Origin of the sequence: Actinoplanes regularis (assembly GCF_900188005.1) — a bacterium.
Classification (GTDB): domain Bacteria; phylum Actinomycetota; class Actinomycetes; order Mycobacteriales; family Micromonosporaceae; genus Actinoplanes; species Actinoplanes regularis.
In genome coordinates this window covers 12539-33466 of sequence record NZ_FZNR01000040.1, presented here as the reverse complement: position 1 = coordinate 33466, position 20928 = coordinate 12539, and the positions used below count along the sequence as shown (strand labels likewise).

The 20928-nt window shown below is 73.9% G+C and carries 13 protein-coding genes; 10 read left to right on the top strand and 3 right to left on the bottom strand.

What is annotated here, in order from left to right; translation table 11 throughout:
* Window positions 1–80: 80 nt before the first annotated feature.
* From CHC09_RS43685 to CHC09_RS43665, 5 genes are read left to right on the top strand one after another with little or no spacing between them, the layout of a single operon-like run.
* The gene (locus tag CHC09_RS43685) at window positions 81–1709 is read left to right on the top strand and encodes a condensation domain-containing protein (protein WP_179277552.1); all 1629 of its coding nucleotides are present in this window, start codon (window positions 81–83) and stop codon (window positions 1707–1709) included.
* Window positions 1706–4777 (top strand): non-ribosomal peptide synthetase, encoded by a 3072-nt coding sequence (locus CHC09_RS43680; protein WP_089299169.1) that lies wholly within the window; start codon window positions 1706–1708, stop codon window positions 4775–4777. The genes CHC09_RS43685 and CHC09_RS43680 overlap by 4 nt, the downstream gene beginning before the upstream one ends.
* The gene (locus CHC09_RS43675; protein ID WP_089299168.1) at window positions 4774–7866 is read left to right on the top strand and encodes a non-ribosomal peptide synthetase; all 3093 of its coding nucleotides are present in this window, start codon (window positions 4774–4776) and stop codon (window positions 7864–7866) included. The genes CHC09_RS43680 and CHC09_RS43675 overlap by 4 nt, the downstream gene beginning before the upstream one ends.
* The gene (locus CHC09_RS43670; protein WP_089299167.1) at window positions 7859–13354 is read left to right on the top strand and encodes a non-ribosomal peptide synthetase/MFS transporter; all 5496 of its coding nucleotides are present in this window, start codon (window positions 7859–7861) and stop codon (window positions 13352–13354) included. The genes CHC09_RS43675 and CHC09_RS43670 overlap by 8 nt, the downstream gene beginning before the upstream one ends.
* Window positions 13351–13566: an MbtH family protein gene (locus tag CHC09_RS43665; protein ID WP_089299166.1), complete on the top strand. Its 216-nt coding sequence runs from the start codon at window positions 13351–13353 to the stop codon at window positions 13564–13566. The genes CHC09_RS43670 and CHC09_RS43665 overlap by 4 nt, the downstream gene beginning before the upstream one ends.
* A gap of 226 nt (window positions 13567–13792) precedes the next feature.
* On the opposite strand, the gene CHC09_RS43660 is transcribed toward CHC09_RS43665, so the two are convergent.
* Together CHC09_RS43660 and CHC09_RS43655 are read right to left on the bottom strand one after the other, a co-directional pair.
* Window positions 13793–14173: a hypothetical protein gene (locus tag CHC09_RS43660; RefSeq protein WP_089299165.1), complete on the bottom strand. Its 381-nt coding sequence runs from the start codon at window positions 14171–14173 to the stop codon at window positions 13793–13795.
* 110 nt (window positions 14174–14283) lie between these two features.
* A complete protein-coding gene (locus CHC09_RS43655; RefSeq protein WP_089299164.1) occupies window positions 14284–14736 on the bottom strand; it encodes a hypothetical protein in 453 nt (150 codons plus the stop codon).
* A 172-nt stretch (window positions 14737–14908) separates the two neighbouring features.
* Between CHC09_RS43655 and CHC09_RS43650 the strand changes: the two genes are divergently transcribed.
* Window positions 14909–18142 (top strand): BTAD domain-containing putative transcriptional regulator, encoded by a 3234-nt coding sequence (locus tag CHC09_RS43650; RefSeq protein ID WP_089299163.1) that lies wholly within the window; start codon window positions 14909–14911, stop codon window positions 18140–18142.
* On the opposite strand, the gene CHC09_RS43645 is transcribed toward CHC09_RS43650, so the two are convergent.
* Window positions 18123–18950, bottom strand: a complete 828-nt coding sequence (locus CHC09_RS43645; RefSeq protein ID WP_179277551.1) for a hypothetical protein — start codon at window positions 18948–18950, stop codon at window positions 18123–18125. The genes CHC09_RS43650 and CHC09_RS43645 overlap by 20 nt on opposite strands.
* Window positions 18951–19222: 272 nt before the next feature.
* Between CHC09_RS43645 and CHC09_RS43640 the strand changes: the two genes are divergently transcribed.
* The 4 genes from CHC09_RS43640 to CHC09_RS43630 all read left to right on the top strand — a co-directional run bounded on the left by CHC09_RS43640 (window position 19223) and on the right by CHC09_RS43630 (window position 20875).
* Entirely contained in the window at window positions 19223–19798 is a 576-nt protein-coding gene (locus CHC09_RS43640) for a hypothetical protein (protein ID WP_089299161.1), read from the top strand.
* Window positions 19799–19977: 179 nt separating this feature from the next.
* The gene (locus tag CHC09_RS43635) at window positions 19978–20157 is read left to right on the top strand and encodes a nucleoside triphosphate pyrophosphohydrolase family protein (protein ID WP_089299160.1); all 180 of its coding nucleotides are present in this window, start codon (window positions 19978–19980) and stop codon (window positions 20155–20157) included.
* A gap of 51 nt (window positions 20158–20208) precedes the next feature.
* Complete coding sequence (locus CHC09_RS47005) at window positions 20209–20367, top strand: hypothetical protein (protein ID WP_179277550.1); 159 nt, start codon at window positions 20209–20211, stop codon at window positions 20365–20367.
* A gap of 130 nt (window positions 20368–20497) precedes the next feature.
* Complete coding sequence (locus CHC09_RS43630; protein ID WP_089299159.1) at window positions 20498–20875, top strand: hypothetical protein; 378 nt, start codon at window positions 20498–20500, stop codon at window positions 20873–20875.
* The last annotated feature ends 53 nt before the right edge of the window (window positions 20876–20928 follow it).

Here is a 20928-nt window from a genome sequence, read left to right as displayed (position 1 = left end):
TGCAGAGCCTCGATCGATGCCGCAGAGTCTGTGACCGGCGCGCCGGAACCACCGGCGGTCGATGCCACGGGGGCTGTTCGATGACGTTGACACCTGCGCAACCACCCGAGCCGGCCCGCCTGCCGGGCGTTGGCTGGAGCCCGACCGAATCGGCGCTGGCCGCGATCTGGCGCCGGCTGCTCATGGTGCCGACGGTCGAGCGCGCCGACGACTTCTTCGCCCTCGGCGGTGACTCGTTCCGGGCCACCCAGCTGGCCAACCAGGTCGGCGGTGTCTTCGGTGTCCGCGCCGACGCGAAGCTCGCCTTCGACCGTCCGGTGCTCGCCGGGCAGGCGGCCTGGATCGACGCCGCCGCCGGCATGCCCGATGCCACCGGCGGACCCGCCGCGACCCGGCGCAACAGCACCGTCGCGGAGCATCCGTCGAACGTGCCGCTGAGCACGCAGCAGCTGGAATTCCTGGACTGGATGTCCGCCACCGAACCGCCTCGCGATCCCGGTGCCATCTGCACGGCGATCCGCATCCGCGAGCCGTTCGACGCGGAGCTGCTGCGCCGCTGCCTGGAACTGCTGGCCGAGCGCCACCAGCCACTGCGCACCGTGGCGACGCCTCGGGGCCGGGGCATCGCGCTGTCGACCGCCGAGCACCTGCCGCCGGTCGTCGAGGTGGTGACCGCCCGGGGCGACACCGCGCAGCAGCGCGTCGCCGCAGCCGCCGAGCTGGCCCGCGCCGAACGCAACCGGGTCGGCGATCTGGTCACCGACCCGCTGGTCCGCGCCCTGGTCATCCGCATCGCCGACGACGACGCCGTGCTGGTCCTCAGCGTGCACCACTTCGTCTTCGACGGCTGGTCACTCGGGGTGCTGCTGCGGGAACTCGGCCTGCTCTACTCGGCGCTGCGTGCCGGGAGTCCGTCGCCGCTGCGTCCACTGGCCATGGACTACGCCGGCTACTGCGCCTTCACGGCGGCGCAGTGGGAGCTCAACCGGGATCACTGGAAGCGGGTCCTGCACGGGGCGCCGAGGGCGTTGACGCCCTTCCCCGGGCGGCGGGCCGGCGACCGGTTCTCCCGGCGCCGCCACCCGTTCGTCATCGACGCCGAGCTGGCCGGGCGGCTCCGCACCGCCGCTCACCACCACGGTGGAACGCCGTTCATGGCGGTCGCGGCCTGCTGGAGTCTGACCCTGTCCCGGTGGAGTGGCGCGGCCGACATCGTGCTGATGTCACCGGTGCCGGGCCGGGTGGCCCCCGAGCACGACGCGCTGATCGGCTGCCTCGTGCAGTCCTTGCTGATCCGCGTGGACACCTCCGGCGCCCCCGGCTTCGGCGCCATGCTGGGCCGGATCCGGACCAGCGCGCTGGACGCGGCGAACCACCAGCTGCACGCCTACCACGAGACCGCGCCCCTGGTGCCGTACCCGGCCCGCATCCACTACGAGAGCTGGGGCGGCGCCCCGTTCTTCCCGGGGCTGCGGTCCGAGGCGTTCGCCGTCCCCCGCGAGCAGGAGGACCTCGACTGGCCGACCCCCGGCGGCGAGGACGACCTGAGCACGCCGGAACTCATCGTCGAGGAACGACAGGACGGCAGCATGGCCGCCGCGGTGGTCTACAACCACCACACCTTCACCGCAGAGACCGCGACCCGCCTGGCCGCCGCCTTCCGCGACCAGGCGGAGGCCGCCACGGGCGCCCCGGGAGCCGCACAGTGATCGACCTCTCCCCGCAGCAGGAACGGATGTGGTTCCTGCAACGGCTCGACCCGAGCGACGCTTCCTACAACATCTACTGGATCCACCGGCTCCGCGGCCCGCTCGACGCCGAGGCGCTCGCCCGCGCCCTCGAGGCGACCGTCACCCGGCACGAGGTGCTGCGCACCCGCTACCGGCAGCACGATGGCGTGCCGGTCGGCGACGTGACCGCACCGGCGCCGGTCCCGGTGGAACGCGTGGACGTCGACCGGCCGGACGCGGTCGACGCCGAAGCAGCCGCGCACCGCCTCGTGCTGGACCGGATCAACGAGCCGTTCGACCTCGCCGCCGGGCCACCACTGCGGGTCACCCTGCTGCGGCTGGGCGACGCGGACCACATCCTCTGCGTGGTGGTCCACCACATCGCCGCCGACGGGCTGTCGATGCGCATCGTCGGCGACGAGATCGCCGCCGCGTACCGGTCCTTCGTGGCGGGTGCGACGCCGCCGGCGCGCCCGGTGGAACCGGCCCACCGCGACTACGTCGCCGCGCTGCACAGCGACGCCGGCCGACAGTCCACCGAGCAGGCCAGGAAGTTCTGGGCCGACGAGCTGGCCGGGGCCGCGGACCTGCAACTCCCGGTCGACCTCCCCCGGGCGGCCGTGCGGACGACCACCGGCGGCCTGCACCGCTTGGAGTTGCCCGCCGACCTGCTCCGGGAGGTCGACGCCGTCGCCCGGCGGCACCGCTGTACGGCGTTCATGATCCTGCTCGCCGCGTACGAGGTGCTCCTCGCCCGGCACGCCGGCCAGGAGAACTTCTGCGTCGGCGTCCCGGTGGCCGGCCGCGATCAGGTCGAGTTCGAGCGCGTGGTCGGCTGCCTGGCCACCACCATCGCCATCCGGGCCGACGTGGCGGGAATGCCCAGCTTCGACAGCCTCGTCGAGCGGGTACGCGCCCGGTGCCTGTCCGCGTTCAGCCATCAGCACCTGCCGTTCGCGGAGGTGATGGCCGCCCTCGACGTGTCGCGCGACCGCTCCCGTACGCCCGTCTACCAGGCCATGTTCTCCCTGCAGTACGAACAGCCGGAGCCGTTCTCGCTCGGCTCGGCGAGCGGCGCCGCGTACCACGTCGACCACGCGCAGGCCAAGTGCGACCTGGCGATGGAGATCTGGCGTGGTCCCGCCGGCGCCCGGCTGGACGTGAGCTACTCGGTCGGCCTGTTCACCGCGGCCACCGCGGAACGGCTGGCCCAGCGGTTCGTGACGCTGCTGCGCGGGCTGCTGTCGACACCGGACGTCCCGGTCGGCTCGGTGGACCTGCTCTCTCCCGCCGAGCACCGGCTGCTGATCGAGTGGGGCGAGGGCGGCCCGCTGACGCGGGGGTCCGGGGCGACGGTCCTCGACCGGTTCCTCGACCAGGCCCGCCGCTCGCCGCAGGCGCCCGCCGTCTCGTGGGACGGCGGCGAGTGGAGCTATGCCGAGCTGGCGGAGCAGAGTCGCCGGGTGGCCGCGCGGCTCCGGGCAGCCGGGGTGCGGCCCGGCGGGGTGGTCGGGGTCTTCCTGCCCCGCGGCGCGATGCTGATCGCCGCGCTGCTCGGCGTCTGGCGGGCCGGCGCGGCCTACGTGCCGCTGGATCCGCGGTACGCGGCCGGCCGCACCGCGCAGGCGCTGCAGGACTCCGGGGCGGCGTGCGTGCTGGTCGACGCCCGCTCGGCCGAACAGATGCCGGCGGAGTCGGACACCCCCGTGGTCCGCGTCGACGACGCCGGGACCGAGGAGACCGCCACGGGCACGGCGCCCGAGGGCGGAGACACCGCGTACGTCATCTACACGTCGGGCTCCACCGGCCGCCCGAAGGGCGTCGCGGTCAGCCACGCCGCCCTGACCGCGTTCCTCGACGCCACCGCCGCACTGGTGGGTGGCACCGGGCCGGAGGCGGCCTGGTTGGGGCTGACGTCGGTGTCGTTCGACATCTCCGGCCTGGAGATGTACCTGCCGCTGGCCACGGGTGGCCGGGTCGCCGTGTGCGGCGAGGAGATCGCCGCCGGCGACGGCGCGGCCGTCGTCGGCTTCGCCCGGCGGCAGCGGGTCACCCACGTCCAGGCGACGCCCTCGGGCTGGCAGGTGCTGCTGGCCGGCGGATACCACCGGCCCGAGGTGACCGCGCTGGTCGGCGGCGAGGCGCTGCCGCTGCCGCTGGCCCGGCAGCTGCGTGCCGCCAGCGGACGCCTGTTCAACATGTACGGTCCGACCGAGACCACGATCTGGTCGGCGTGCTGGGCAGTTCCCGCCGAGCCGGCGCGGGTGTCGCTGGGCGGTCCGATCCCGGGCACCCGGTTGCGGGTGCTCGACCCGTCCGGCGGCCTCTGCCCGATCGGGGTGCCCGGCGAACTGGTCATCGGTGGTGCCGGTGTCGCGCTGGGCTACCTGTACCGGCCGGACCTGACCGGGCAACGGTTCGTACCCGACCCGTGGGGCCCGCCCGGCGCGCGGATGTACCGCACCGGCGACCTGGTGCGGTACCGGGCCGACGGTGGCCTGGAGTTCCTCGGCCGGCACGACCAGCAGGTCAAGGTGCGCGGTCACCGGCTGGAACTGGGTGAGGTGGAAGGGGCACTGCGCGCCGCGCCCGGGGTCCGGGAGGCCGTCGCCGCGCTGCACGGCGATCGCCTGGTGGGCTACGTCACCGGCGACGTCGACGCCGAGCGGGTGCGCGCCGGTCTCGCCGCCGTGCTGCCCGGGTACGCCGTGCCGTCCACGGTGCTCGTGTTACCCGCGCTGCCGCTGACCCCCAACGGCAAGCTGGACCGATCGGCGCTGCCGGCGGAGCCCGCAGTTCCAACGCCGACCGACCGACACGAGTACGTGGGCGCCGCCGCGCAGCTGCACGACATCTGGTGCGAGGTGCTGGGACGGGCCTCGATCGGTCCCGACGAGAACATCTTCGACCTGGGCGGGCACTCGTTGACCATGGCCAGGATCGCCGCCCGGATCCGCGAACGGGTGGGGGTGGACCTGCCGCTGTCGGCGTTCTTCGACGCTCCGACGATTCGCGGGATCAGCCGGCTCGTACAGGCCGACCGGTGACCGCCGGCACCGAGCAGCCGCTCGCGCTGGCGCCCGCCCAGGAGCGGCTCTGGTTCCTGCACCGGCTCGACCCGGCGGACACCGCGTACCACATGTTCTTCACCCTGCGGCTGCGCGGCGACGTCGACGTGGCGGCGCTGTCGTCCGCGCTGGCGGCGCTGACCCGCCGGCACGAGCCGCTGCGCACCCGCTACGCCGAGCGCGACGGGGTGGCGACAGGCCTGGTCGCGGCGGTCGGCGGGTGGCCGCTGCACGAGGTGGATCTCAGCGCCGCGGCGGACCCGCCCGCCGCCGCCGATGCCGCGATCCGGCAGGACCTGGAACGGCCGTTCGACCTGAGCGCCGCGGCCCCGCTGCGCGCCACGCTCTACCGGCTGGCCGCCGGCGAGCACGTGCTCTCCCTGGTGCTGCACCACATCGCCGGCGACGGCTGGTCGCTGAACGTGCTCGGCGCCGAACTGACCGAGCTCTACAACGCCGCGCGCGCGGGTCGGCCGCCGGCGCTGGCCCCGCTGCCCACCAGCTACGGCGACTACGCCGCGTACGCCCGGCAGCGCGCGGCGGCCGACCGCGACTTCTGGCACGACCGGCTGGCCGGCGCGGCGCGGCTGGACCTGACCGGACTGGCCGCCGGGGCCGACGCCGACGCCCCGGCCTCGGCGGGCGCCTTCCACCCGGTGCCGCTCGCCGCGGACGTCGTCCCCGCGCTGCGCGAACTGGCCCGCGCCGAGCGCGCCACAGTGTTCCTGGTGCTCCTCACCGCCTTCCAGGTGCTGCTGGCGCGCCACACCGACCAGCGCGACCTGTGCGTGGCCGCGCCGCTGGCCGGCCGGGACCGCAGCGAGTTCGAGCCCTTGATCGGCTACCTGAGCAGCACTGTCCTGCTCCGCGCCGACCTCGGCGACGACCCGTCCTTCCGGGACCTGCTGCGCCGCAACCGGACCGACCTGTTCACCGCGTACGGCCGCCCGAGCCTGCCCTTCGAGGAGTTGGGCGCCGGCGCGCCGTTCGACGCGCTGTTCGTCCTGGACAGCCCCACCGAGCCCACCGCGACCTTCGACGGCCTGACCGCGGAGCCGGTCGCCACCGGGCTGCGCCGGGCCAAGACGCCGGTGACGCTGGAGGCGCTCGACCTGCCGGACGGGCGGCTGCGCCTCCTGCTCGGCCACCAGCTGCGGTGCTGCGGCGAGGCGACCGGGCGCGACCTGGCCCGGCGGCTCGGTCGCCTGCTCACCGCCGCGGCACACGCCCCGCACCAGCGGGTGGCGCGGCTGGCGATGATGACAGCGACCGAGTCGGCCGAGCTTGTGGCGGCGGGTCGCGGGCGGCGGCCGGACGAACCGGCCCCGGACGTGTTGGACCTGATCCTGGCGCAGGCCGCCGCGACCCCCGCCGCGACCGCCCTGATCGACGGCGACGACGAGCTCAGCTACGCCGAACTGGCCGCACGGATCGAGGCGGTGGCGACCCAGCTGCGCGCGCGGGGCGCCGGGCCGGACACGACGGTCGCGGTCCGCGGGGAACGCGGCGCGCAGCTGGTCGTCGAGCTGCTCGCGGTGCTGCGGGCCGGCGCCGCGTACACCTGTCTCGACCCGGCGGACCCGCCGGCCCGCCACGACCTGCTGATCGCCGGCAGCGGGGCCGCCCTGCTGCTCGCCGGCGGGCGGGTCGAGGAGTTGCCCGGCGCGGCCGGTCCCGCGCCCACCCGGGCGGCGCCGCCGCTGGAGCTGGCCTACCTCTGCCACACCTCCGGCTCGACCGGCGCGCCCAAGGCCGTCATGGTGACCCGGCAGGCGGTGGCGGCCCGGGTGCGGTGGATGTCCCGCGAGTACCGGCTCGGACCCGGCGACCGGGTGCTGCAGTTCGCCTCGGTCTCCTTCGACACCCATGTCGAGGAGATCCTGCCCGCCCTGGCCGGCGGCGCGACGGTGGTCGTCGGGCCGCAGCGGGGCGAGCTGCTGCCGGACTTCCTGTCCACCCCGCTGGCCGCCACCCTGACCGTGCTTGACCTGCCCACGAGTTACTGGCACGAGCTGGCGATGCGGGAGTCAACCCGGTGGCCGGCGGCGCTGCGGCTGTTGATCATCGGCGGCGAGGCGGCGCGCGCCGCCGCCGTCACGGCTTGGCGGCGCGCCGTCGGGCCGGGGGTACGGCTGGTCAACACGTACGGGCCGACCGAGGCCACGGTCATCGCCACCGCCGTCGAGGTGACCGGCGACCACGCCGACCCGCCGATCGGGCTCCCCCTCGACGACACCGACGCGCACGTGCTGGACGCTCACCTGATGCCGGTGCCGACCGGCGCGCCAGGCCAGCTCCACCTCGGCGGCGCCGGCCTGGCCCGCGGGTACCGCGGCGAGCCGGGGCACACCGCCCGCCGGTTCGTCCCCGACCCGTTCGGGCCGCCCGGCGCCCGCCTCTACGCCACCGGCGACCGGGTGCGCCGCACCGCCGACGGGCAACTGCACTTCCTCGGCCGCGTCGACGACCAGGTCAAGATCCGGGGGTACCGGATCGAACCGGCGGAGGTGGAACGCCAACTGCTGGCCGAGGCGGAGGTACGCGCCGCCGCGGTGACCGTACGCGACCAGGCGCTCGTCGCGTGGGTGGTGGCCGACCCGGTCGACACCGGTGTGCTGCGGGCCCGGTTGGCCGACCGGCTGCCCGAACGGCTGGTGCCCGCACACGTCGTGGCGCTCGACCAGCTGCCCCTGACGACCAACGGCAAGGTCGACCGGGCCGCCCTCGCCCGACTGGCGCTGCCCACCGCGCCGGCCGCCGACGGCCAGGTGCCGCCGCGCGACGACGCCGAGCAGTTGGTGGCCGACGTCTGGTCCGAGGTGCTGGGCCGTCCGGCGGTCGGCGCGTTCGACGACTTCTTCGCCCTGGGCGGCCACTCCCTGCACGCCCTGCGGGTCGCCGCCCGGCTGGCCGACGCGATCGAGGTCGAGGTGCCGCTGCGGCTGCTCTTCGAGCACCGCACGGTGGCGCAGCTGGCGTCCCGGATCACGGCCCTGGTGCTAGCCGACATCGAGCAGACGGTGGGCGGTCAGACACCGGTCGCCGCCGGGAAGGTCGGGAATGACTGAGCAGCTCTCCGCCGAGACGCAGTCCCTGCTGGCCCAACGCCTGCGCCGCCGCCCCCGCGCCACCAGCCCGGGCATTCCCCGGCGCACCGAGGCCGACCCGCCGCTGTCGTACGCCCAGGAACGGCTGTGGTTCATGGAGCAGTACGCGCCGGGCACCCGGGCGTACACGATCCCCGTGGTGCGCCGCATTCGTGGACCGCTCGACCCGTCGGCCGTCCGCGCGGCGCTGGGTCACCTGGTCGCCCGGCACGAGGCGCTGCGTACCAGCTTCCCGGCCACCGACGACGGCCGGCCGCGGGCGGCGCTGGCCGCACACGCCGAGCCGGTGCTGCGGGTGGTGTCGGCCGCCGACGAGCAGCAGGCGCAGGCCCTGGTCGACGACGAGCTGGCCCGGCCGGTGGACCCGGCCGGCGCGCCGATGCTGCGCGGCCTGCTGATCCGGGTGGCGCCCGAGCAGCACATCCTGGCGCTCGCCATCCACCACCTGGCCTGTGACGGGTGGTCTGCGGAGCTGCTCCTCGGTGAGCTGCTCGCGCTCGTCGGCGGGCAGGCGCCGGCGGCGGAACCGGCCGTCCGCTACGGCGACTTCGCCGCCTGGCAGCGGGCCGAGCGGACCGGCGAGTCGGCGCGGCGGGATCTCGCGTACTGGTTGCCGCGACTGGCCGGCGTACCCGCGTTGCAGCTGGTCACCGACCATCCCCGCCCGGCGCGGCAGACCTTCGCGGGCGCGCAGCACCACGTCGGCGTCGACGCGGCCATCATGCGGCGGCTCGCCGCGCTGGCCCACGACCGCGCCGCGACGCCGTACATGGTGCTGCTGGCCGCGTTCCAGGTGCTCCTCGGACGGATCAGCGGACAGCGGGACTTCGCCGTCGGCACGCCGGTGGCCGGCCGCCACCGCCCGGAACTCGAGGACGTCGTCGGGGTCTTCGTCAACACCCTCGCCATGCGCGCCGAGCTGCACGGCGACCCCACCTTCGGGCAGCTGCTGGACCGGGTGCGCGCCAGCGCGCTCGACGCGTTCGCCCACCAGGAGCTGCCGTTCGAGCAGCTGGTCACCGCGCTGGACCCGGCACGCGACGTGAGCCGGCCGCCGGTCTTCCAGGTCCTGTTCGCGCTGCAGAACTACGGCCCGGCCGTGCCGAACCCGGGCGCGCTGACCGTGGAGGGCCACCCGGTGGGCAACTTCGCGACCCGGTTCGAGCTGGAGCTCTACGTCGACGAGGGCACCGACGGCTGGCACTGCCAGTTCATCTACAACCCCGACCTGTTCCAGCCGGCGAGCATCGAGGCGCTGGCGGCCAACCTCCAGGCGCTGCTGGCGGCAGTGAGCCGGGACCCGGACACACCCCTGTCCCGGCTGTCCTGGCTGGACGACTCCGCGCAGGCCGCGGCGCTCGCGGCGAGCCGCGGCCCGGTCGTCGAGCTGCCCGCGCAGCGCACGCTGCACGCCCTCGTCGAGGCGGGCCTGGCCGACGCGCCGGACCGGACCGCGGTCACCGCGCCGGAGGGATCACTGACCCGCGGGGAGCTGGCCGCCCGGGCCAACCGGATCGCCCACCGGCTGCGCCAGGTCGGCGCGGGCCCGGGAGCGATCGTCGCGGTGCACGCCGAACGGTCCCTGGACCTGATCGCCGCGCTGGTCGGCGTGCTCAAGTCCGGTGCGGCGTACCTGCCGCTGGACCCGGACTACCCGCCCCAGCGGTTGCAGTACATGCTCGCCGACTCCGGTGCGGCGGTGCTGCTGACCCAACGGCGGCTCGCCCCGCCCGAGCCGGACGGGGCGACGGTGCTCCACCTCGACGACGCGGACGCGTGGGCGCACCAGCCCGCGACCGATCCCGCCCCGCTGGCCGGGCCGCACGACGGCGCGTACGCCATTTACACCTCCGGCTCCACCGGCCGCCCCAAGGGCACGCTCGTCAGCCACCAGGCGATCTGCAACCGGCTGCACTGGATGCAGCGGACCTACCGGATCGGCGAGCACGACGCGGTGTTGCAGAAGACGCCGGCCAGCTTCGACGTGTCGGTGTGGGAGTTCTTCTGGCCGCTCATCGCCGGGGCACGCCTGGTGCTGGCCCGCCCCGGCGGGCACAAGGATCCCGGCTACCTGCGCGACGTCATCGCCGCCGAGCGCATCACCACCGCCCACTTCGTGCCGTCGATGCTGGGTGCCTTCCTCACCGAGTCGGACATCGAACGCTGCACCTCGCTGCGCCGGGTCATCTGCAGCGGCGAGGAGCTGCCGCCGGCGCTGGCCGCCCGGCTGCACGAGCGGCTCGGGGTCGAGGTGCACAACCTCTACGGCCCCACCGAGGCCGCCGTCGACGTGTCGGCCTGGCCCTGCCCACCCGAGGAGTGCGCCGGCGTCGCCCGGTTGCCGATCGGCACGCCCATCCAGAACATCAGCCTGTACGTGCTCGACGAGCACCAGCGGATGCAGCCGGTGGGCGTACCCGGTCAGCTGTTCATCGCCGGCGTCGGACTCGCCCACGGCTACCTGGGCCGCCCGGCCGCGACCGCGGGCAGCTTCCGGCCCGACCCGTACGGCCCGCCCGGGTCACGCATGTACGCCACCGGCGACCTGGCGCGCCGCCGCGCAGACGGCGCGCTGGAGTTCCTCGGCCGCATCGACTGCCAGATCAAACTGCGCGGCATCCGGATCGAACCGGGTGAGATCGAGGCCGCGCTGACGGCACTGCCCGGGGTGGCCGAGGCCGCGGTCGTGGTACGCGAGGACCGCCCCGGCGACCAGCGGCTGGTCGGCTACCTCACCGGAGCGCCGCAGGACTCCACGGCGCTGCGGGCGGCGCTCAAGCGCAGCCTGCCGGATCACCTGGTGCCCAGCGCGTTCGTCCACCTCGGCGCGCTGCCGCTGGGCCCCAGCGGGAAGCTGGACCGGGCGGCCCTGCCGGCGCCGCAGCGGAGCGTCGGCGCCGCCACCGAGGCGGCGCCGCGGACACCGACCGAGGTGGCGATGGCCCAGGTCTGGCAGGAGGTGCTCGGCCTCGACCGGGTCGGGCTCGACGACGGCTTCTTCGACCTCGGCGGGCATTCGCTGCTGGCCATCCAGGTGGTGGCCCGCCTCCGGGCCCGCGTCGGCGCCGGAATCAGCGTGATGGACCTCTTCCAGCATCCGACCGTGCGGGAACTGGCCACCCTCGCCGAGGCCGGCCCCGACCGGCCGCGACACCTGCTCCACGAGCTGACCCGCACCGACGCCGGCCGCAGCGCCGACCTGACCCTGGTCTGCGTGCCGTACGGCGGTGGCAGCGCGGTGGTGTACCAGCCGCTGGCCGACGCGTTGCCGGCCGGCCACCGGCTGTTCGCGATGACGATCCCCGGACACGACCTCGGCGCCGACGACGCCGCGATCCCCTTCGACGAGCTGATCGACCGGTGCGTCACCGAGATCCTCGACCGGATCGACGGCCCGATCGCCCTCTACGGGCACTGCGGCGTCGGCAGCGCCGTCGCCGTCGAACTGGCCCGGCGGTTGGAGGCGAGCGGACGGTCCCTGGAAGCCGTCTACATCGGCGCCATCTTCCCGTTCGCCCGGCCCGCCAGCCGCACCATGCGACTGCTGTCCAAGCTGGCCCGGCGCGAGGGGCTGACCGGCAACCGGGTCTACGAGAACTGGTTGCGCGGCCTGGGCCTGGAGATGGCCGAGCTGGACCAGGAGCAGGCTCACCGCATCATCCGGAACATGCGCCAGGACAGCGACGTCGCCGAGCAGCGATTCACCACCATGCTGCACGAGGGCATCGACCGGATCGCCGCACCGGTCGTCTCGGTGGTCGGCGACCGCGACCCCGCCACCGAGTTCGCCACCGAACGGTTCCGGGAATGGCACTTCCTCAGCCACCGGGCGGCGTTGGTCGTGCTCGACGAGGCCGGTCACTTCTACCTCAAGTACCGCGCGGAGGAACTCGCGCAGATCGTCACCACCGTGCACCCCGCGCTCGACGACGCGGCCGCCGCCGGGCGGCAGGCCCGCCGGCCGGAACGCACCTGGTGGCTGGCGGGCGACTCCACCGCGGAGCGGGCGTCTGCCACGGCGACACCCGAGGTCGCGCCGAGCATGGGCCGGTTCCTCGCCGTGGCCGCGGGTCAACTCGTCTCCATCACCGGTTCGGCGCTCACCGAGTTCGCCATCCCCATCTGGATCTACCTGACCACCGGGTCGCTCGCGCAGTTCGCCCTGTTCACCGTGCTGGGCCTGGTACCCGGGCTGCTGCTCGCCCCGGTCGCGGGCGCGATCGTCGACCGCACCAGCCGCAAGCGGGTGCTCCTCGCCGCCGACTGCGCCGCCGGTGGCACGCAGGTCGCCCTCGCCCTGCTGCTGGCCGGCGGGAACCTTCAAGTGTCCTATATCTATGCGCTGGTCACCGTGCTGTCCGTCGCGCTGACCTTCCAGCGACTGGCCTACGGCTCCGCCATCCCCCAACTCGTGCCCAAGCACTACCTCGGGCACGCCAACGGCATCGTTCAGATGATCAACGGCGGTGCCGCCGTGATGGCGCCCCTGCTGGCAATGGCGCTGATGGCCGCGATCGGCCTGGGCGGCATCCTCCTGCTGGACATCGCCGGATACGCCGTCGCGATCGTCGTCACCGCGCTCGTACGCTTCCCCGCCACGGCGGCGTGGCAGCGACGCGAAAGCCTGGCAGCGGAGATCCGGGCCGGCCTGCGGTACTCCTGGGACCACCGCGGGTTGCGCGCGATGCTGCTGTTCTTCGCCGTGCTGAACATCTTCCTGTCGCCGCTGTTCATCCTGATCACACCGTTGACGATGTCGTTCGGGGGAATGGCCGAGGCGGGCCAGGTGGCCGTCTGCGGCGGGCTCGGCGCGGTGGCCGGTGGGCTGCTGATGGGCATGTGGGGCGGCCCGCGTCGGCTGCGGATGCGCGGCATGCTGGCCGCGGCGATGGTCCTGGCGACCTGCTGCGTCATCCCCGGCCTGCGCCCGAGTCTCTGGGTGGTGGGGGCGGGCGTCTTCGCGATGAGTTTCGCCCTCAACGTCATGAACGGCATCTACTTCACGACGGTGCAGGTCAAGGTCGCGCAGCGCTACCACGGACGGGTGTTCGCGCTGAACACCGTCATCTCGTGGTCGACCCTGCCGCTGGGGTTCGGGGTGGTCGCGCCCGTGGGCAGCCAACTGTTCGAGCCGCTGATGGCCGACGACGGGCCGCTGGCGGGCACCGTCGGCCGCCTGCTCGGCACCGGCGAGGGCCGCGGGACGGCCCTGATGTACGTGGTCTTCGCCGGGGTCATGGCGCTGATCGTGGTGCTGGCGCGACGCACCCGCACGCTGCGGACTTTCGACCACGAGGTCGCCGACGCGCCACCGGACGACCTGGTCGGACTGGAGATCATCCAGCGGGCGCGCCAGGCGGCCGGCCCGGACAGCACCGCCGAACACGCCGTGACCCGGCGCGGCGACGGCACCCCTTCACCGGAGAACAGAGAGGTACAGCGAGTATGAGCACCACCGAGCCCACCGTCCTCGTGGTCGTCAACGACGAGGAGCAGTACTCGATCTGGGCCGAGGACCGCGAGGTGCCGGCCGGGTGGCACCCGACCGGCTTCCGCGGCACGGAGCAGGAATGCCTCGCACACATCGACCAGGTCTGGATCGACATGCGTCCGCGCAGCCTGCGCCAGGCCCTCGGCGAGCAGGTCGGGCCGACCGCGTAGCACCGCTGCCGGGGTCGCGTCGGCGGAGAGCGCACCGGTTCAGGCCGCGATGCGGAGCGTTGGTGCCCGCCGCGCGAGGAGCCGGGACACGACGAGCGGATCGTCGCGATCACCCTGGCCGGGCCCGGTGTCGTGGTCAGCGCCGACTCGGCCGGCACGCTGCTGGCCCGCTGATCACTGGGCGGGGGTTCTTCGTTCATGCGCTCCGCCTGAAGGGCTGGAACGGTCAGGCCCCCGGTCCTCGGTCCGGATTCGTGCGCGCGGCCTCGGCGCGCGCTTGCGCCACGATCTGGGCAGCGGTGGCCTCCGCCTCGGCGATGTGGTCGGCGGCCTGCGCCTCGGCAAGCTGCAAAATGTGCTCGACTCGGGGACCCAGGTTCGCGAACGTAGGCCTGTTGTCCGGGGCCTTGTCATCGGTTGCGGCCGCGATGCGGCCTGCCGTCGCGTCGCCGACGAGGTCGGGTGTGCCGGAGCGGGCCCGGACGGCGAGCAGGAGCAGCCCCACCCCGACAGCGACGAGCGCCGGCGGCAACGCCGACCGGCCGAGTTGCCCGCCGGCGATCATGCCGACGCCTGCACCGAGCAGGAACAAACCCCAGCGCTTCATGGCGGCATGCTATCGACGGATTACAACGAATCGAAGGCTGTCTGCCAGAGCCGGCGTTCGGGGACCTTGGCGGCGGTCCCCGCCGGTGGCCTGGCGGGGACCGGCCGGCCTCAGTCGGTGATGTTGTACTTCAGCTCGTACACGGCGTCGCCGTTGCTGAACGTCCGGGTGGCGTTGGTGACGGCGTCGCAGGCGATGGTCTCCCGCTCGACGGTGACGTTGCCCGGAAACTTGTCCAGCACCAACCGCACCTCCAGCCCCACCGAGCCGAAGCCCGCGATCGGATTGCCGAACGCGGCAGCGGTGTGGGTCTGTCCCAGCAGGTACATCACGCCGTCGCCGCCGGCGGGGAACCAGCGGTCCTCCACCTTCAGCCAGACGTAGTCCTTCTGGCTGCCGTTGTCGGTCTGCAGGTTGCGGGCCTCCAGCGAGACCATTTCGAAGTCGCAGCTGGTGGCGGCCGCCGCGGGTCCCGCTCCGGCAAGCACGCCGGCCAGGCCCGCGCCGGTCAGGCCGAGAGCCAGCAGCGCGCGTCCGGCCGTACGGGTGAGTCGGTTCTTCATCGCTTCTCCTTCTCGTCGCGGCGTCCCCGGTCGGCGGCGCCGTTTCCATCGACCATCCGGATCGCTGTCACGGCCGGGTCCAGGTCGCCTCAGGGCGGTCGGGCTGGCACATTGACGACAATGAGTTGCGGCCGCGGCCCGCGGCGGCGACGCTGACCGGCGAGGGGGCGCGGTGAATCCGTCAGCGGGAAAGACGTGGGCGCCGTCCCGGCACACCCTCCGAGTAGTCAGCGCGGCGGCCGGATACGGCAAGACCACCGCGCTGCGGGCGTGGTATCCGGCGGCCGGGGCACGCTGGCACCGTGGGCTGCCCGGCGGCACCGGCGATCCCGCCGACGCTCTCGCGGGCGCGGTGCTCGAGGAAGCGCGGGCCGGCGTCCGCCAGATCGTCTTCGACGACCTGCCACGCCTGCCGGTGGGCACGGCGCGCGCGCTGACCGAGGCGTTGGCCCGCCTGACGGGTACGGAGGGTTCCGTCGACGTCGCGCTCGCCTCCCGATGGCCGCTCGGCGCCGCGACGACCGCGCTGCCGGACATGACGCAGGCCGTCGTCGGCCCCGCCGAGCTGTCCCTGCCGGTCGACCGGGTCGCCGACCTGCTGGCCGACGAGTACGACGTGACCGACTGGACCGCCGGCGGGTACGACGCCGGCGCCTGCGACCTGCCGGAGCGGGTCCACCAAGCGACCGCCGGCTGGCCCGCGCTGGTCCACCTCGCCGCCGAGATGCTGCGGACCGGCGGCGTGCCGCACGGGGACCTGCTGCCCATGCTCGCCGCACCCGGCGGGCTGATCGCGGGCTACCTGGCCGAGGAGGTGCTGCCGACCCTGCCCGAGCCCGCGTTCCGGCTGCTCGAGCAGGTCGGGGATCTGGCGCCGATCGATCCCGACCTGTGCCGGGCGCTGTGGCATCCGGGTGCGGCGGAGACCGCCCGCCTGCTGGCCCGCTGCGGTCTGCTGACCACCGCCGGGTCACCGCCACCGGTGCCGGGCGGGCCGCCGCCGTCCCCGCGAATCGTGCCGGTGGTGGCCGAAGTCGTCCTCCGGTCCCGGAGAACCGGCGCCCGCACCGCCGTACCGGCCACCGTTGTGGCCCGGGCCGCGGCCTGGTTCGACGAGCACGGTCCGGCGGTGTCCGCGGCGATGGCCCACCAACGCTGCGGGCAGCACGAGTCCTGCGCCGAGGTCATCGAGCGGCACGGCGAGGCGATGCTGGCGGCCGGGCACGCGGAGGCCGTCGGGCGGCTGATCTCCGAGCTGCCGGCCGCGCTGCGTACGCCCCGGCTGTGGCTCTTCCTGGGCGACGCGCGGCGCGCGGGCGGGGACCTGGAGGCCGCCATGCGGGCGTACGCGGCCGCCGCGCCGGGTCTACCGGCCGGCAGCGCCGCGCTTGCCTGGCGGATGGGCCGGCTCCACTACCACCGCGGCGACGCGCGGGCCACGCTGGCGGCCCTCGCGGGGGCCGGGCCGGGACCCCACCCACCGGCCGACGCCGCGCAAGTGTGCGCATGGACCGCCACCGGTCACCTACTGGCCGGCGACCCGGAGACCGCCCTGCGCCACGCCCGCGAAGCGGTGTCGGTGGCGCGCGCCGACATTCCCGCGGAGACCGCCGGCCTCGACCCGACCGGCGCGGACTTCGCGCTCACCGCCGCCCTCGCCACCGCGCAGGTGAGCGTGGCGCTGTGTCTGGGCGCGCTCGGTGACGACGCGGGCAGCGACGAGCACTACCGCCTCGCCCAGCCGGTCGCGGAACGCATCGGCGACATGGTCCTGCTCACCCGGATCATGAACAACCGCACCTACCATCTTCTGCAAGCCGCGCGGTTCACCGACGCCCTGGCCGCCGCCCGCACCTGCGCGCGGTATGCCGCGGCGGCACGCCAGCCCGAGCTGCGCGACATCGCCACCTGCAACGAGGCGGACGCGCTGGCCATGCTCGGCCGCTTCGACGAGGCCGTCCGGCAGTACGAACGGGCGATCGCGGGTTACCAGCGGGCCGGGTCGAGGCGGGTGGCGGGCGCACAGCTCGGGCTGGGCGAGGTCTACCGGCGCCGGGGATGGCGGGAACAGGCTCGCGCCGCGTACGAGCGGGCGGTGCGGATCTCGACCGAAACCGGGGACGGGCACGTGCGCGGGCCCGCCGAAGCCGGCCTGGCGCTGGTGCTGATGGCCGACGATCCCGACACCGCCGCCGCGCACGCCGCCGTGGCCGGATCGGGCGACACCCCGGCGTTGCTCGCGCGGGGCTGGCTGGCCCTGCGCCGCGGCGACCGGGCGGCGGCCGGCGAACTGGCCACCCGGGCCTGCGAGAGCGCCCGGGCGCAGGGTGATCGACTCGGCCTCGCCGATGCCCTCGAGCTGCGCGGCGCCGTCCACGCGGGCGGGCCCGCCGAGGAGACCGGTCGCGCCCGCACCGCGCTGCGCGAGTGCCACGCCATCTGGGCCGAGGCCGGGGCGACCGTGGAAGCGGCCCGGATCACCGTCGCGATCAGCCGGCTGCCGGGGGCAGGGCCGGACGACCGGATCCGCGGGCTGCTGGCGGCAGAGCGGATGGAGTCCGCCGGTGCCGTCGCGGCCGAGCCGCTGTTCGCCGACCGGCCGCTCGGCCCGGCCGCGGACAGCGCGGCGGCCGAGGTCAGCGTCCAGGCCCTCGGTCGGTTCGAGGTGCAGGTGGGTGGCGAGCCGGTGCCCCCGTCACGGTGGCAGTCACGCAAGGCCCGCGACCTGCTGCGCGTCCTCGTCGCGCGGCGCGGCCGGCCGGTCCCCCGCGAGGAACTGTACGAACTGCTCTGGCCCGACGACGACCCGGCCAAGACCGGACACCGGCTGTCGGTGCTGCTGTCCATCGTCCGCGGTGTGCTCGACCCGGCCAAGGCCCGGGCTGCCGACCACTATCTGGTTGCCGACCAGGCGAGTATCGCCCTGGACGTGACCCGGGTGCGGGTCGACGTCGAGGATTTCCTGTCCTATGTGGCACGGGCCGCCCGGCTGCTGGACGCCGGCGACCGGACGGAAGCCCGCGAGCTGCTGGTCACGATCGACCGGCACCACGCCGCCGACGCCTTCGACGACGAACCGTACGCGAGCTGGTCGGGCCCGCTGCGGGAACAGACCCGGAGCGCCTATCTGAGCATGCTCCGCATGCTGGCCCAGGTCTGCGACGCCGCCTCGTCGATCGACGCCGCCACCGGATACCTGCTGCGGCTGCTGGAACGCGACCCGTACGACGAGCCGGCCCACCGGAGCCTGGTGCGCCGTCTCGTCCATGCCGGCCGGCACGGCGAGGCGCGCCGGGCCTTCGACCGCTACAGCCGGGCGATGCGCGAGATCGACGTACGGCCGCCGGACCGCAGCCTGCTCGCGCCACCCGCCCCGGGGCGGGCGCTCAATGAAACGTACCGATGAGGCCGGTCTCCAGCGTCAACGACCCGTCACCGTCGTTGTCATCTTCGTCTTCGGAGGCGAAGGCCGCCGGCGGAGCGTAACCGCCGAACAGCGTGCCGCGCGCCCAGCTGACGCCGCCCTCACCGGCCGGCACGATCGCGTCCAGGGTGGCCTCGGCGGGACCGGTCACCTTCGCGCCCGTCGCCCACGGCCTCAGGTCCTCATTGTCGTCCTGACGGCTGACGAACTTGGGCCATCCGGCGCCGTCGTTGCTCGCGTGCTCGAGTTGGCTCGACACCACCCCCAGCCGGCAGACGGCGAGGGCCGTGACTTCGGCCTCCACGCCGCCCGGCCCGCTCGCGGTCACCTCCACGGCGGTCACGTGAGGGTTGATGTCGACGCCGGCGAGGTGACTGATCGCGGGATCCCCGGCGACGTGGAACCCGACGCCGACGAGCCCCTGGTCGCTGGGGCAAGCGGCTCGGGCCGTCCCGATGCCTTTGCCGACCACCAGCACCGGTTGCATGTTGCTCGAACAGACCGCGAACGCGACGAGGGACCAGTTGGCGGTCAGCCCCTGCGGAGCCGTAGCGGTCACCAGAACCGCGCCCGCCTCGACGCTCGGCACAATCGCCGTCAAAGCGGCCCCGCCGTTACCCGCCTGTTCGTAGTTGACGGCTCCGCCGGCGGCGTACGGCCACGTTCCCTCCGGGCACTTCACCGCGACGGCTTTGACCGGCTCGGCGTTGGACGGGCCGATGTGTGCCACCCGCGTGCCAAAGGCGGTCGCGTGGGCTGCCTGTGCCGTGCCGGCCGCCGTCTCGGCCACCGGGATCGCCAGTGCGCCCGCCGCCAGGCCTGCGACCAGCGCGACGATCGCCGTCCGGCATCCGATGAGTGGTGTCTGCGACATGCCGTTCTCCTCTCGGCCGCCGCGCGGACGGCGTCGGCCGGTTCCGATGCTCCGGACCGGCGTCACGGTGACGTCAGGGTGCGGTGTCGGCTACCCGGCAGACCACCCGCCCTGACGCCACCGTGAGGCAGCCCGGACGCGTCGATGCCATGGTGCGGCAGGACAGCACCGATCGAACGGAGAATGCAATGCAGATCCCGACCAGGCGTACGCGGTGGCTCGCCCCCGCCATCGCCGCCACGCTGCTCGCCGTCGCGTTCTCGGCGCCCGCCTCCGCGGCCGACGAGGACGACCAGATCCCGCCGGAGGTTGGGCCGACGGCCTGCCTCGGCGGTCCCCAGCAGCTCTCGCTGGCCCGGATGAGCGACACGCCGACCACGATCGGCGAGACCGGGTCGTTCGTGCCGCTCGCCTCATCCGGCGTTCCGGTGACGGTCCCGGCCGCCGCCAACGATCAGTTCGTCGTCCGGTTCAGCGGCGAGGTCGCGCTCGCCGGGCAGCCGGTGCCGGTGACCGTGCCCGCCGACAACGTCCAGCTGCAGATCATCATCACCGGGGGCGGTGTCACCCAGGTGATGGCGCCGCTGAACGACCCGACTTTCACTACCGGCGTGGGCGAGTCCAACGCGCTGCAGGCGTGCCGACGCCTGGGCCCGGGCAACTACACCATCGGGGTGCGCTGGCGCATCGTGGACCTGGACGCCAACAACGTGCTGACCGCCACGATGGACGACTGGATGTTGTCGGTCGAACAGAATGACTGACCGTTCGGAGCGGGCACGGCACGCACTTCCCGTGCCCGCCCCGACGCTCAACAGTTCTGGGGACGCCAGGCCCGGCCGGCCCGATCGATCCTCCGTGGCACGCCTCGGCTCGGCACGCTGAGCGTACGACGGGCCGGCGCTGCTGACCGGCGCCGGCCCGTCGTGGCTGGTCAGCCTGGGTGTCGTTTGCCGCCGCTCTGAACGCCGCCGCTCTGATGGACGAGGTGTGTTTCGCGGCGGCCGCTGTGCAGGGGGTCAGCCGCTCGGATCTGCTGGCCATGGCCGAGCGGAAGCGGGAGCAGCGCGGCGGCTTCGACGACCGGATCGTCTGGCTCGGCAACACCACCCCCGGCAACTGACACACCCACCTCCCGACCCGCGACAACAATCGAGATCTATGACGACAGCCGATGGTCTCGCTGACGCAGTGCCGGAACCTGCCCGCGTTCCTGGCCGAGGCGCACCGGATCGGCGTGCTGTGCCGGCGCGGTGCTGTCCATCAGCTCTGTCGCGCCCGCCTATGCGACAGCCTCGCCGACATCCCGGTCGGTTCGATGCTGCGCGGATGACAGCGGCGGCCGGGATCGGCACGACATGCGGATCGGTGGCATGAGTTGGGCATCACACCCGCCACCCACAGCAAACCCAAAGCCCGCATGTCATTATCGTCGTGTTGACGATAAATAGGAGGCGATCCTCATGAGCGAGTGGACAGGCGTCGATGTCTGGGTTCTGCGAACCCTGAAAGGCACCCACAATGACAATCGTGCGCAACTGGCCGATCTGATCGGCATCGGTGACTTCATCGAACGAGCCGTCTTCGAGGAATTCGAGTTCACCCGCGCGATGGGCAACCTGGTCGCCGCCGGGCTGGCCGATTTCGGCGACGGCGCCTACTGGCTGAGCGAGACCGGCCGGCGACTGCTCGAACGGCGCACCGACCGCCTGCCCGCAGGACTGCGCAGACTCGGCCCACCGGCGGGCACTCCGATCACTCTGGAACCCGGCGAATTCGACCGGGCCGAGCAGGTCTACCGCGACGCGATGGCCGCAGGCCGGAACGAAAAGGCGAACTGATGAACCCCGGACACCACGACAGCCCGGTCGAGGCGCTGATGCCCTCGACATCG